Here is a 13,976-nt window from a genome sequence, read left to right on the forward strand (position 1 = left end):
ACCTTGACGGGCCCACCGCCTTCAAATCGCTAAGACTGGATGAACGACGATGCATCGGTACAGGTCCCACACCTGCGGCGAGCTCCGCGCCTCTGACGTCTCCGCCGACGTCCGGCTGAGCGGCTGGCTGCACAATCGCCGAGACCTGGGCGGCATCCTCTTCATCGATCTGCGCGATCACTACGGCATCACGCAGCTCGTCGCCCGCCCCGGCACCCCGGCCTACGAGACCCTCGACAAGGTCACCAAGGAGTCGGTCGTACGGGTCGACGGCAAGGTCGTCTCGCGTGGCGCGGAGAACGTCAACGCGGACCTGCCGACCGGCGAGATCGAGGTCGAGGTCTCCGCGGTCGAGATGCTGGGCGCCTCCGCCCCGCTGCCCTTCACGATCAACGCGGACGACGGCGTGAACGAGGAGCGGCGACTGGAGTACCGCTTCCTCGACCTGCGCCGCGAGCGCATGCACCGCAACATCATGCTGCGCTCGGCCGTCATCGCCGCGATCCGCCACAAGATGGTGGCCCTCGGCTTCAACGAGATGGCGACCCCGATCCTGACGGCGACGTCCCCCGAGGGCGCGCGCGACTTCGTGGTCCCGTCCCGGCTGAACCCCGGCAAGTTCTACGCGCTGCCGCAGGCGCCGCAGCAGTTCAAGCAGCTGCTGATGATCTCCGGCTTCGACCGCTACTTCCAGATCGCGCCCTGCTTCCGCGACGAGGACGCCCGCGCGGACCGTTCGCCGGGCGAGTTCTACCAGCTCGACGTCGAGATGAGCTTCGTCGAGCAGGAGGACGTCTTCCAGCCGATCGAGAAGCTGATGACCGAGCTCTTCGAGGAGTTCGGCGGCGGCCGCCACGTCACGTCCCCCTTCCCGCGGATCCCGTTCCGCGAGTCGATGCTGAAGTACGGCAACGACAAGCCGGACCTTCGCGCGCAGTTGGAGCTCGTGGACATCACGGACGTCTTCGAGGGCTCGGAGTTCAAGGCCTTCGCGGGCAAGCACGTGCGCGCGCTGCCGGTGCCGGACACGGCCGCCCAGCCGCGCAAGTTCTTCGACGGCCTGGGCGAGTTCGCGGTCGAGCACGGCGCGAAGGGCCTGGCCTGGGTGCGCGTGGCCGAGGACGGCTCGCTGAGCGGCCCGATCGCGAAGTTCCTCACCGAGGAGAACGTCAAGGTCCTCACCGAGCGCCTCGCGCTGGCCCCGGGCCACGCGGTCTTCTTCGGCGCGGGCGACTTCGACGAGGTCTCCAAGATCATGGGCGCGGTCCGCGTCGAGGCCGCGAAGCGAGCCGGCCACTTCGAGGAGGGCGTCTTCCGGTTCTGCTGGATCGTCGACTTCCCGATGTACGAGAAGGACGAGGAGACGGGCAAGATCGACTTCTCGCACAACCCGTTCTCGATGCCGCAGGGCGGCCTTGAGGCGCTCGAGTCGCAGGACCCGCTGGACGTCCTGGGCTGGCAGTACGACATCGTCTGCAACGGCGTCGAGCTCTCCTCGGGCGCGATCCGGAACCACGAGCCCGAGATCATGTTCAAGGCGTTCGAGATCGCGGGCTACTCGAAGGAGACGGTCGAGCGCGAGTTCGCGGGCATGCTCCGCGCCTTCCAGTTCGGCGCACCGCCGCACGGCGGCATCGCCCCGGGCGTGGACCGCATCGTGATGCTGCTGGCGGACGAGCCGAACATCCGCGAGACGATCGCCTTCCCGCTCAACGGCAACGCCCAGGACCTGATGATGGGCGCGCCGACGGAGCTGGAGGAGACGCGCCTGCGCGAGCTGAACATCGCTCTGCGCAAGCCGGTGGCGGACAAGGACAAGTAGCCCCTGCGCCCCTACGCATGAAGGGCCCGGGATCTTCGGATCTCGGGCCCTTCTTTGCTGTCTCCCTCCGATTCCGGAGGAATTGGCCTCCCTGGATCCTCAGCCCTCCAGGATGTCCCTTACGTAGTCGCCGAGTTCCCCGGGAAGCGCCTCGACGTCGAGGGTCTGCAGACTCGCCACCATGTCCGGCTCGGCCAGCGCACCGAGCTGGATGATCGCGTTCAGCTGGGCTTCGAGAGCACGCGGGTCTCTCTCGCACACCGCGGCTGCCGAGAGAACCCCGGCAAGCACGCGCCCGTCGGCCGCCGAGTATCCGGACACCAGGTCGGTCACCTGATCGGCGGCCGACTCCCGGGTCTTCGGATCAGAGGCTGCGATGTTCCGTACGAATGCGAGGAGTTGAGAAGACGGAATCGGCACGCGGATCACCTTGCGAATCAATAGGGCAGAGGAGGAGCGGCTGGCGACGGAGCTCCGGAAGCTTCTCGGGCGGCGGCGCCCGACCGAACTGCGTCCAGGTCGCCGCCCGCCTCCGCCGCACCGTGCGCCTCCGGGAGAGCGACGAGCCGTGTGTTCTCCACCTCCCCCGAGGGCTTCGCCGCTCTCATACGCTACGTCGCCGCGGCTGGAACCCGGCACTGAAGGGCCGCGAGCCGAGTCGTCCGACCATCCCCCCGACGCGGCTCGATCTGCCTGCGCCTGCTTTCGGCCAGTCTGCGCGTGAAGACGTCGCATCGTCGTCGGCAGAGCAAACTTCACCGGATGCAGCAATACGATCACTTCCGGTAGTGGCTCTACGCGACGGGGGAACGAAAATGGCGCTCAACGCCAAATGGGATGAGCTGTTCGGTGCCGATGACGGCGCGGCCCGCATGACGCTGGCATCGGCGACCTCGCCGGGCGCCGGGGGCGGTGAGGACGCTCCGGATCTGAAGACCGACCAGGGGCCGTGGACGAAGGCCTCAGGCGTGGCAGGTCAGCTGCGCACCTCGACCTCGTCCTCGCTGACCGATCTGACGACGGCGAGCGAGGGCGTGGCGGGCGGCACCGCCGGATTCGCCTCCACGACCACGCTCACTTCCGTGCTCGATTCGTGGAAGGACCGTCTGACCGCCGTACGCGACGAATGCGGCCGGCTCCAAGGCGCGCTCTACGGAGCCGGCAAGGACTTCGGCGAGCGGGAGACGTTCATCAAACAGAAGATCGCTGCCACGCTGCCCACGCCGCCCAAGAGCGAGGGCTGATCCGCGATGCCCACCTGGCAGCAACTGCGCGACGTCAAGCTCTCCGAGTTCACCGACGCGGCCGACGGCTGGGGCAAGGTCTCCAGCCGGTCCAATGCCGACAAGGACCGCGTCGACAACCAGATGCTCCGCAAAGTCCGCGACACCCAGAAGGGCATGACCGCCGACAAGGCCGTCTGGGACATGGACCAGCTCAGCCGCAACTACCAGTATCTGCATGCCGAGTGCGGTTTGATCCGCACGGCTCTCAACGGGCTGGCCACTGAGCTCGCTGGCCCGCAGAGGAGGCTCAAGCAGGCTCTTGAGGACGCCGAGAGCCTCAAGTTCACCGTCAACCCCGACGGCTCCGTCGAGTATCCGGCCGGTGGCGAGAACCTCATCGAAAAGAAGCCGCTGCCGGGCGGCACCGCGTCCGACGCGCCGCTGGGGGTGCTCCCTCCGGCGAACACCTGGCAGGGCCCGCCGCTGCTGACACCCCCCGGCACGCCTCCTGGACTCACCGGCGGCAACCCGAACCAGGCCAGGGCTCAGGCAATCGCCTACGCGATCGGCGCCGCCGTCCGGGAGGCCCTCGAGATCGACGGCCGGTACTCCAGAACTCTGGCCCAATTGAAGGCCGCCCCCGGACTGGCGGTCGAGGCGGAGACCTTCGCCGATGTAGCTGCGGACACCAAGAGGCTCCAGGACGCCGCAGGCAGGTACCTCTTCGCTGTTGAGATCCCGAACGGCAAGAACTCCGAGGAGAACGCAGCCTGGTGGAAGGGCCTCACCCAGGAGCAGCGCGACGAGTACGCAACGCTGTACCCCGCTTCCATCGGTTCGCTGGACGGTCTTCCGTCCACGGTCCGGGACGATGCCAACCGCATGGTCCTGGCGGAGACGAAGGCGAAGTTCGAGATGCAGCTGGCCGCGTATCCGCCGGAGCCGAGGAAGATGGTGCCGTTCGGGCCGCACGGTGACTTGGTCGTGAGTAACACCTGGCAGAAGTGGCACGACGGCAAGGCTGCCTTGGAGGGCCGCAAGAAGGGCATGGACGCCATTGAAGAGCGCCTCAACCGCAACGCGAGCAGCGGCCTCCCAGAGGCGTATCTCCTGAGGTTCGACGGAGAGAAGGACGACGGCCGAGTCGTTCTCGCCAACGGGAATCCGGACACCGCGGACCACACGTCGGTGTACGTGCCGGGGACGAAGACCAAGCTTCCCGACATCGACAAGGACCTCACCCGCAGCGAGCGCCTGTGGGACAGGAGCCACCGCCTGAACCCCGGTGCCGATATCTCCACGATCACCTGGTTCGACTACAACGCCCCGAATAACATCCCGGCCGCGTATTTCAACCAATTCTACGAGGGCGGTGCCACCACCCTGCGCGAGTTCATGAACGGCGTGGAGACCGCCCAGGGCGGGCCAGACAAGTCCCACACCACCCTGATCGGCCACAGCTACGGTTCCACGCTGATCGGTTGTGCCACCCAGCAGGGACAGAGCGCCGGGCCGATCGCTGATGACATCATCGCGGCCGGCAGCCCAGGCATGACGGTGAGGCACGCGACGGAGCTGGGTCTCGACCGGAAGAACGTCTGGGCCCTGAGCGGCGGGAGCGACGACAACTTCGTCCGGTGGGGCGGAGCTCTTTCTGGCCACGGAGAGGGGTGGACCATCCCCACGTCCGAGCGTTTCGGAGCGAACATCATGGAAAGCGACGCCCGCGACCACGGCGGCTACTGGAACGAGCGCTCCACCGCCCTAGACAACCAGGCGGCGGTCATTGCCGGACTGCCGGAGAAGGTCAAACTTGAATAAGCGACTCGCACTGACCCTGCCCGCCCTGTTGGCGTGCGCACTCCTGACGGGATGCTCAACTGTGGACAAGAAGACGGCGGAAGTGCGGGACAGCGCCGCGATGAAGGCCGAGACCGAGAAGGTCTCCAGCCGCATTCGCGAGATGATCGCGCTGGCCGGGAAGACCACCCCGGCTCGGGCTTCTCTGTTCGACTGCGACGGATACGAGCCCGAGGGCAGCACGTACCAGACGGACCATCCGTGGAGCGTCTATGACCTCCCGTTCGAGGAGCTGGAGAAGGCGTACGCGGGCATGCGGACCAAGCTTCCCCAAGACGGCTGGAAGATCGTCGAGGACGGCCCCGACACGAGCAAGGCGAAGACGCCCACTCTGGTGGCGAACTCCCGCGACGGGGAGTTTTCCGTGAAGGTGCAGCTGATGGACAACCGGAAGCATGCGGACGCCACCTCGGTGCTCTCGGTCACCGTCGTCTCCCGCTGCTTCCGAGAAGAGTCCTCGTAGCCGGAGCGCCACCGCTGCCGGATGCGAGAACTCGCTAGCCGGGCGGCTGTCATCGCCAGACTGCCGGAGAAGGTCAGAATTGACCGACACGAGCAAGGACGAGTAGCCCCCACGCATGAAGGGCCCGGGATCTTCGGATCCCGGGTCCTTTCGCATGCCAGGCTCGCGGCGTGACCGAACGGGTGGAGAGGGCGAGGCGGGTGTTGTGGAGCAGCGTCCCAGCGTGCTGAATCAGGAGCAGTTCGAGGAGCTGGCCCGATTCGGCGAAGGCGTGGACGAATCCCTGCGCTTGGAGTTCGTCAAGGGGAGGATCGGGGAGAAGGCTCTCCCGGACGGCGACCACGGGCGGATTGTCGAATGGCTCACCCGCCTGTGCATCCAAGCCGACGCGGGCTGGTGGCTCTACCCGGGCCAGGGCCTGAGGGTCGAGAAGTACCGCAAGGGCAACGCCCGGCCCGACGGCTGCCTCGTTCCCTTGGACGCTTTCGTCGGCCAGGGCGAGTGGGCGAGCGCCGACGGCGTGCTGATGGTCGTCGCGGTCACGTCCAGCGACCGCGACGCCGACCCGCGGGACCGCGTCGAGAAGCCGCAGGCGTACGCCGAGACCCAGATCCCCGTGTACCTGCTGATCGACCGGGAGCACCGCGAGGTCAAGGTGCACTCCCAGCCCGATGGCGAGCGCTACGAGATGGTCGTCGCCGTGCCCTTCGGGAAGACCGTCGCCCTCCCGGACCCGGTGGGCATGGAGCTGGACACCGAGCCGCTGAAGGACTGGGTGCACTGACGCACGGGTGCGTACGAGGAGGGGCCCGGGACCTTGTGCAGGTTCCGGGCCCCTCCTCGTACGCGTGCTTGCCTCAGGCCTTCTTCGGGTCCTCCAGGCGCGGGAACAGCACCGCGCCCTTCGTCACCGTCGCGCCCGTCGGGAGCTGGCCCCATTCGCCTGCCTGCTGGACGCGCTGGTCCGCGAGCGCGCCCAGGGGCGCCTCCGCGCCGAGCGAGTCCCACAGGGACTGCGAGGTCTCCGGCATCACCGGGTTCAGCAGCACCGCGACCGCGCGCAGCGACTCCGCCGCCGTGTAGAGGATCGTCGCGAGACGGGCCTTGCCCTCGGGGGACTCGTCCTTCGCGACCTTCCACGGCTCCTGCTCCGTGATGTAGCCGTTGACCTGCTTCACGAAGTCGAAGATCGCCAGGATGCCGCCCTGGAAGTCCAGCTCGTCGCCGATCTTCCGGTCCGCCTCGGCGACCGCCTTGGCCAGGCCCTCGTGGACCGCCTTCTCCGCGTCGCCGTCGGCCGTCGCGGCCGGCAGGGCGCCGTCGAAGTACTTGCCGACCATGGCCGCGACGCGCGAGGCGAGGTTGCCGTAGTCGTTGGCGAGCTCCGAGGTGTAGCGGGCGCTGAAGTCCTCCCAGGAGAACGAGCCGTCCTGGCCGAACGCGATCGCCCGCAGGAAGTACCAGCGGTACGCGTCCACGCCGAAGTGCGAGGTCAGGTCCTGCGGCTTGATGCCGGTCAGGCTCGACTTCGACATCTTCTCGCCGCCGACCATCAGCCAGCCGTTGGCCGCGACCTTGCCGGGCACCGGCAGGCCGTTCGCCATCAGCATCGCCGGCCAGATGATCGCGTGGAAGCGGAGGATGTCCTTGCCGATCAGGTGCACGTTCGCCGGGAACGTCTCCTCGAACTTCGCCGGGTTCTCGTTGTAGCCGACCGCCGTCGCGTAGTTGAGCAGCGCGTCGATCCACACGTAGATGACGTGCTTCTCGTCCCACGGCACCGGGACGCCCCAGTCGAAGGTCGAGCGCGAGATCGACAGGTCCTGCATGCCCTGCTTGACGAAGTTCACGACCTCGTTGCGGGCGGACTCGGGCTGGATGAAGTCCGGGTTGGCCTCGTAGAACTCCAGCAGCTTCGGGCCGTACTCGCTCAGCTTGAAGAAGTAGTTCTCCTCCTTGAGGATCTCCACCGGCTTCTTGTGGATCGGGCACAGCTTCGTGCCGTCCTCGGCCTCGACGAGGTCGCCGGGGAGCTTGTACTCCTCACAGCCCACGCAGTACGGGCCTTCGTACCCGCCCTTGTAGATCTCGCCCTTGTCGTACAGGTCCTGCACGAACTCCTGGACGCGGTCCGTGTGCCGCTTCTCCGTCGTACGGATGAAGTCGTCGTTCGCGATGTTCAGGTGCTCCCAGAGAGGCTTCCAGGCCTCGTCCACGAGCTTGTCGCACCACTCCTGGGGCGTGACGCCGTTCGCCTCGGCAGTGCGCATGATCTTCTGACCGTGCTCGTCCGTGCCGGTGAGGTACCACACCTTCTCGCCGCGCTGACGGTGCCAGCGGGTGAGCACGTCGCCTGCGACGGTCGTGTAGGCGTGGCCCAGGTGAGGAGCGTCGTTGACGTAGTAAATGGGGGTCGTGACGTAATACGCCGTCGCCCCCTGCTTCTCGGATCCAGTGGCCGCCATGTCGAAATCCTATCGGCCCCGTGGAGATCCACTCACATGCATAAACCGGGGGAGCGGGACCGAGACCTCCGCGAAACATCCGGCGCCGTAGAAAGGCCCACTGGGGGGAGCGTCGATGACGGACATGACACGAGCCGGGCGAGGGGACGACGGGATGCGGGTGCTGGTCGCCGAGGACGAGGAAGCCCTGGCGGAGCTGGTCGCCACCGGGCTGCGGCGGGCCGGGTTCGCCGTGGACACGGTCTACAGCGGCGACGCCGCCCTCGCCTACCTGGGCCTGAACGACTACGACGTCGTCGTCCTCGACCGCGACCTGCCGCGCGTCCACGGCGACCAGGTGGCCCGCGAGCTCGTCGCCGCCGCCTCCCGCACCCGGATCCTGATGCTCACCGCGTCCTCGTCCCTGGAGGACCGGGTCGAGGGGCTCGACCTCGGCGCCGACGACTACCTCGGCAAGCCCTTCGACTTCCCCGAGCTGGTCTCCCGGGTGCGGGCGCTGCGGCGGCGCAGCGCCCGGCCCGTGCCGCCGCAGCTGGAGCGCGGCGGACTGCGCATGGACACCGTGCGGCGGACGGCGACGAGGGACGGGCGGGATCTGGACCTGTCGCCGAAGGAGTTCTCCGTGCTCCAGATCCTGCTGGAGGCGGACGGGGCGAGTGTCTCGGCGGAGGAGCTGCTGGAGCGCGCCTGGGACGCGCACGCCGATCCCTTCACCGGCGCGGTGCGGGTCTGCATGAGCAAGCTGCGCGCCAAGCTGGGCGAGCCGGCGCTGATCCGCACGGTGCAGGGCGTGGGGTACGTCCTGTGATCGGCCCCGGCTCGACGATCCGCACCCGGATCGCCCTCGTCTACGGCGGGGTCTTCCTCGTCCTCGGCGCGTGCCTGCTGGGCGTCGTCAACCTGCTCTCGCGCGCCGGCACGGACGACGAGGTCGCCGCGATCCGCGCCCGGACCGTCCCCGGGCTGCCCGTGACGGACGTGAGCGGGGTCGACGTGAGCGGCGCCGACGTGAGCGGGTCCGGTGAGAGCGCCTTCAGCGTCGTGCAGGCGACCGAGTTCGTCCGGGACGCGGCCGGGGAGCAGATGCTCATCTGGTCGTCGTTCGCCCTGCTGGCGACGGCCCTGTGCGCGGTCGTCGTGGGCTGGTGGACGGCGGGGCGGCTGCTGCGGCCCGTCCACGAGATGACGGCGAAGGCGCGCCTGCTGTCCGAGCGGACGCCGGCGGGGGGCGCCCCGGGCGGAGGCTGGGGGAGGATCGCGGCGAACGGGCCCGACGACGAGCTGAAAGAGCTCGGCGACACGCTGGACGCGCTGCTCGCGCGGCTGGAGAAGTCGTTCGACAGCCAGCGGAGGTTCATCGCGAACGCCTCCCACGAGCTGCGCACACCCCTGGCGACGCAGCGCACGGCGATCCAGGTCGGGCTGGACGAGTCCGCGTCGGCGCAGGAGCTGGCCCGTACGAAGGCCGTGCTGCTGGACAGCAACCGGCGCAGCGAGCGGCTGATCGACGGCCTGCTGATGCTGGCCCGCAGCGAGCGCGGGCTCGCAGACCGCGCGGACCGGGAGAACGTCGACCTGGGGGAGACGGTCGCCGAGGAGTGCCGTCGACGCGGGGTCGCCGCAGCCGTGGAGCGGGGCGGCGTCGTACGGGGGAACAGGCTGCTGCTCGCCCAGCTGGCGGGGAACCTTCTGGCGAACGCGCTCGCCTACAACGTGCCCGGCGGGACCGTCGAGGTGACCGTCGACGGCGGGGTCCTCACGGTGGTCAACACCGGTCCCGAGGTGGCGGCGGCGGACGTTCCGGGGCTCTTCGAGCCCTTCAGGCGGGGCGAGGGGCGCGACCGGATGGGGCCGGGCGCGGGGCTCGGGCTCTCCATCGTCCGCTCGATCGCCCAGGCGCACGACGGAACGGTGACGGCCGAGCCGGGCCCGGAGGGCGGCTTGGCCGTCACCGTGAGACTGCCTTCGGCTACGGAGTGAGGTACGCCGTAGCCGACGGCTGCCTCTGCTGCTACGCCTTCCAGTCCTTGAGCAGGCCGGTGTAGAGGTCCGCGTCGGACAGCTCGCTGGGGACGGGGCCGGCGTGGAAGAACCCGGCGTTGTCCACGTCGAGCTTGCGGAGGTAGTCGAACGCCTTCGCGTCGTGCTCGCCGAACGCCACGAACTGCCAGAAGACCGGTCGGCCCTCGGCCTGCGCGAGCGCGGCGGTCGCGGCCGTCTTGGACTCCGGGGCGCCGTCGGTCTGGAAGACGACGAAGGCGGGGGCGTCCGGGTCGGCCTTGGCGTGCAGGGCGAGGACCTCCTCGACGGCGAGGTGGTAGTTGGTGCGTCCCAGGCGGCCGAGCGAGGCGTGGAGCTCGTCGACGCGTCCCTCGTACGAGTCGAGGGTGAGCTCTCCGACGCCGTCGACCTCGGTCGAGAAGAAGACGACGCCGACCTTGGCGTCCGCGTCGAGCTGCGCGGCGAGCGCGAGGGCCTGCTCGCCGAGGCGCTGGGCGCTGCCGTCCTTGTAGTACGGCCGCATCGACCCGGACCGGTCGAGCACGAGGTACACGCGTGCACGGGCCCCGGCGAGCTGGTGCTTCTTGAGGGCGGCGCCGGCGGCCTTGTAGGAGTCGACGAGCTGGGGAGCACGCGACTTCACCCGAGCGAGGGACACGGCGGGCTTGGGAGCGGGCTCGGTTGCGGGGAGGGGGGTTTCGGGCGCGGGGTCGGGCTCGGCGGCGACTGCGACGGGCTCGGTGGCCGGGGTTTCGGGCGCGGGGTCCGGTGCGGCGGCGGCGACGGGGTCGGTGGCCGGGGTTTCGGGCTCGGGCTGCGGGTCGGCGGCTGCCGCGATGGGCTCGGGCTCAGCGGCCGGGGCCTCGGGCTCGGGCTGGGCGACGACCGCGACGGGCTCGGCGGCCTGAGCCTCGGGCTCGGCTGCCGCCTCCGGCTCCAGCTCGGCGACCACGGGCTCCGGCTCGGCGGCTGCCGCGACCGGCTCCGCCTCGACGGGCGCCTGCGGCGTGGCTACGGCTGCGACGGGCTCGTCGGCCTTGGCCTCGGGCTCGGGCTGTGCCTCGACCTTGGTCTCGGCTGCCGCCGGCTCCGCCTCCGCGACCGGAGCCTCGGCCACCGGCTCTGCGACCGGCTCGACGACCTCGGTCTTCGGCTCAGCGACCGGTGCCTCGGGCTCGGCCTTTGCCTCCGCGACGACGGGCTCAGCCTCGACCACGGGCTCAGGCTCAGCCTCGACCACGGGCTCGGCCTTCGCCTCCGCGATGACCGGCTCCTCGACCACGGCCTCAGCCTTCGCCTCCGGCTCCGCGACGACCGGCTTCGCCTCCGACGCCTCCGGCACCACCGCCTCCGCCTCCGGCGCCTTCGTCGCCCCCCTCCGGTCCGCGCCCTGCTGAGGGACCGTGTTCGCCCGTGCCCGCGTCGGCGTCGGCGTGGGGGTCGGGTTGTCGAACGCCGCCGAGACCAAGTCCGCCGCCGCCCGTTCCACCGGGGACTGCTGCGGCACCGTCACCGACGACTGCTCCGCGCGTTCCGTCTGGGGCGGGACGGAGGCCGCCGACGACTCGCTCGCCTCGTTGCCCTCGGAACGGTCTCGTCCAAACACTTTGCGCAGCAAGCTCCGAATGCCCATGGGCGAGGCCTTTCGCATGAGTTGAGTGCCGTGATCATCCGCGCTCGGCTCTGGCCAGGGCGGACACGTAAGGTTAGCCGCCGCTCTAGGCGATCTTAGGGAGGGTCGGGCGCATCCTCTGCACATCCTCCCCCTGCCGTGTCAACCCCGCCCCAGCCGCGCCCCATTCATTCTCTGTTCACTCTGCGTCCCCCGTCGTGCACGCATCCGCCCCTAACGTCACCGCCGGAGATATTCCGACACACTGTCGGCGCGGGCGTGCGCCGTAGGAGGACGAAGTGCGCAAACTGCTGCCGCTGTTGAACATGGACGCTCACGGAGGCGGACGTTCCGCCCTTACCTGCCGTTACCGCTGCGGTGACGCCTGCTTCTCCGAGGTGCCCAACACCAGCGACAACGAGTACGTCGGCGACGTCATAGCCGGCGCCCTCTCGCGCCGCTCGATGATGCGCGCCGCCGCCGTCGTGACCGTCGCGTCCGCCGCCGGGGCCGCGGCCGTCGTCGGCGACGGAGGCGGCGCCCAGACCGCCGCCGCCGCGACCGCCGAGGGTCGGCGCCACGGCCGGGACAAGAGCGCCCGCGGCCTGCGCTTCACCCCCGTCGCCCCGAACAAGGACGACAAGGTCACCGTCCCCGCCGGCTACGCCCAGAACGTCGTCATCCGCTGGGGCGACCCCATCCTCCGCGGCGCGCCCGCCTTCGACGCCGGCAAGCAGACCGCCAAGGCGCAGGCCGGGCAGTTCGGCTACAACAACGACTTCCTCTCCCTGCTGCCCCTCAAGGGCGAGCGCGGCCGCCAGGTCCTCGTCGCGAACCACGAGTACACCGACGAGATCCTGATGTTCGCGGGGTACGACCCGGCGAACCCGACCCGCGAGCAGGTCGAGATCGCCTGGGCCGCGCACGGACTCTCCGTCGTCGTGGTCCAGGAGGAGCACCGCAGCGGCCGGCTCACCCCGGTCGCCCGCCACCCGCTCAACCGCCGGCTCACCGCGACCAGCGAGTTCAAGCTCACCGGGCCCGCCGCGGGCAGCGCGCTGCTGAAGACGTCCGTCGACCCGACCGGCACCAAGGTGCTGGGCACGCTCAACAACTGCGCCGGCGGCACCACCCCCTGGGGCACCACGCTGCACGGCGAGGAGAACTTCAACCAGTACTTCGCCAACGGCTCCAGCGCCACGGACAAGCGCTACGGCCTCGGCACGAGCGCCACCGAGCGCAAGTGGGAGCGTTTCGACAAGCGCTTCGACGCCAAGCAGGAGCCCAACGAGTCCCACCGCTTCGGCTGGGTCGTCGAGCTCGACCCGTACGACCCCGACTTCACGCCCCGCAAGCGCACCGCGCTCGGCCGCTTCAAGCACGAGGCCGCCCAGCCCCGGCTGACCGCCGACGGGCGTCCCGTCGTCTACATGGGCGACGACGAGCGCTTCGACTACTTCTACAAGTTCGTCTCCAGCAAGCGCATGAAGAAGGGCTCGAGCCGGGCCGCGCGCGCCCACAACCTCACGCTCCTCGACGAGGGCACCCTGTACGTCGCCAAGCTCACCGGCGACTCCCCGGCGGCCGAGATCGACGGCACCGGCAAGCTCCCGAACGACGGCGAGTTCGACGGCGGCGGCCAGTGGATCCCGCTCGCCACCGGCGACGAGTCCCATGTGCCCGGCATGACCGCCGAGGAGGTGTACGTCTTCACCCGCCTCGCCGGCGACAAGGTGGGCGCCACCAAGATGGACCGCCCCGAGGACGTCGAGCCCTCCCCGCGCTCCGGCCGGGTGTACGTCGCGCTGACCAACAACACCGACCGCGGCAAGCCCGGCAAGGCCGGCGCGGACGAGGCCAACCCGCGCAACCTCAACAAGCACGGCCAGATCCTGGAGCTCGCCGAGCACTGGGACGACCCGGCGGGCGACTCCTTCTCCTGGCGGCTGTTCCTGGTCGCCGGCGACCCGGCCGACCCCGCCACCTACTTCGCGGGCTTCCCGAAGGACAAGGTCAGCCCCATCTCCTGCCCGGACAACGTCGCCTTCGACGCGCACGGCAACCTGTGGATCTCCACCGACGGCAACCAGCTCGGCTCCCACGACGGCCTGTTCGGCGTCGCGACCCGAGGCGAGAAGCGCGGTGAGCTCAAGCAGTTCCTCACCGTCCCCACGGGCGCGGAGACCTGCGGGCCGGTCATCCAGGACCGGCGGGTGCTCGTCGCGGTCCAGCACCCGGGCGAAATCGACGGCGCGTCCGTCGAGAAGCCCGCGAGCGTCTGGCCCGACGGTCCCGGGAAGATCGTCCGCCCGTCGGTCGTCGCGGTCTGGCGCAAGGACGGCTGCGACATCGGCGTCTGAGGCCTGGCATCTGACGCCTGACGGCTTCTGCCGCAGGGCTGCGAGCGAGGGCTACTCCGAGGTGGGGCGCCCCAGTGCGCGCCACCCCCAGGCCAGCTACCCCCGGGAGCCCGTGTTCGACCCCCGCGGCCGCGCCGCCCGCGGCCCCCCCCCCGCCAACACGGGGC

General features: G+C 69.7%; 11 protein-coding genes. 8 read left to right on the forward strand and 3 right to left on the reverse strand.

The features are described 5' to 3' along the window. The first annotated feature begins 49 nt into the window (after positions 1-49). A complete protein-coding gene (aspS, locus tag AB0M39_RS09640; RefSeq protein WP_365362011.1) occupies positions 50-1,822 on the forward strand; it encodes an aspartate--tRNA ligase in 1,773 nt (590 codons plus the stop codon). A gap of 99 nt (positions 1,823-1,921) precedes the next feature. Here the strand turns inward: aspS and AB0M39_RS09645 are convergent, their stop codons facing one another. Continuing rightward, positions 1,922-2,242: a hypothetical protein gene (locus AB0M39_RS09645; RefSeq protein WP_365362013.1), complete on the reverse strand. Its 321-nt coding sequence runs from the start codon at positions 2,240-2,242 to the stop codon at positions 1,922-1,924. A 395-nt stretch (positions 2,243-2,637) separates the two neighbouring features. Here AB0M39_RS09645 and AB0M39_RS09650 point away from each other — a divergent pair, with 395 nt between their 5' ends. From AB0M39_RS09650 to AB0M39_RS09665, 4 genes are all read left to right on the forward strand, one after another. Next, the gene (locus tag AB0M39_RS09650) at positions 2,638-3,066 is read left to right on the forward strand and encodes a hypothetical protein (RefSeq protein ID WP_365362015.1); all 429 of its coding nucleotides are present in this window, start codon (positions 2,638-2,640) and stop codon (positions 3,064-3,066) included. 6 nt (positions 3,067-3,072) lie between these two features. After that, entirely contained in the window at positions 3,073-4,869 is a 1,797-nt protein-coding gene (locus AB0M39_RS09655) for an alpha/beta hydrolase (protein WP_365362017.1), read from the forward strand. A 61-nt stretch (positions 4,870-4,930) separates the two neighbouring features. Next, positions 4,931-5,371 (forward strand): hypothetical protein, encoded by a 441-nt coding sequence (locus AB0M39_RS09660; RefSeq protein ID WP_365362019.1) that lies wholly within the window; start codon positions 4,931-4,933, stop codon positions 5,369-5,371. 154 nt (positions 5,372-5,525) lie between these two features. Beyond that, entirely contained in the window at positions 5,526-6,155 is a 630-nt protein-coding gene (locus AB0M39_RS09665) for a Uma2 family endonuclease (RefSeq protein WP_365362022.1), read from the forward strand. Between the two features lie 73 nt (positions 6,156-6,228). On the opposite strand, the gene metG is transcribed toward AB0M39_RS09665, so the two are convergent. Further along, the gene (metG, locus tag AB0M39_RS09670; RefSeq protein WP_365362024.1) at positions 6,229-7,836 is read right to left on the reverse strand and encodes a methionine--tRNA ligase; all 1,608 of its coding nucleotides are present in this window, start codon (positions 7,834-7,836) and stop codon (positions 6,229-6,231) included. Between the two features lie 154 nt (positions 7,837-7,990). Here metG and AB0M39_RS09675 point away from each other — a divergent pair, with 154 nt between their 5' ends. After that, positions 7,991-8,644 carry a response regulator transcription factor gene (locus AB0M39_RS09675; RefSeq protein ID WP_365362046.1) on the forward strand — a complete coding sequence of 218 codons (654 nt, stop codon included), beginning with the start codon at positions 7,991-7,993 and terminating at the stop codon, positions 8,642-8,644. Beyond that, the gene (locus tag AB0M39_RS09680; protein ID WP_365362026.1) at positions 8,641-9,816 is read left to right on the forward strand and encodes a HAMP domain-containing sensor histidine kinase; all 1,176 of its coding nucleotides are present in this window, start codon (positions 8,641-8,643) and stop codon (positions 9,814-9,816) included. Before AB0M39_RS09675 ends, AB0M39_RS09680 begins: the two co-directional genes overlap by 4 nt. Before the next feature lie 31 nt (positions 9,817-9,847). Here AB0M39_RS09680 and AB0M39_RS09685 read toward each other — a convergent pair whose 3' ends face one another. Continuing rightward, positions 9,848-11,443 carry a VWA domain-containing protein gene (locus AB0M39_RS09685; RefSeq protein WP_365362028.1) on the reverse strand — a complete coding sequence of 532 codons (1,596 nt, stop codon included), beginning with the start codon at positions 11,441-11,443 and terminating at the stop codon, positions 9,848-9,850. 305 nt (positions 11,444-11,748) lie between these two features. On the opposite strand from AB0M39_RS09685, the gene AB0M39_RS09690 reads away from it, so the two are divergent. Next, positions 11,749-13,809: a PhoX family protein gene (locus AB0M39_RS09690; RefSeq protein WP_365362030.1), complete on the forward strand. Its 2,061-nt coding sequence runs from the start codon at positions 11,749-11,751 to the stop codon at positions 13,807-13,809. Positions 13,810-13,976: the final 167 nt, after the last annotated feature.

The organism is Streptomyces sp. NPDC051907 (assembly GCF_040681075.1).
In the GTDB taxonomy this organism is placed as follows: Bacteria; Actinomycetota; Actinomycetes; order Streptomycetales; family Streptomycetaceae; genus Streptomyces.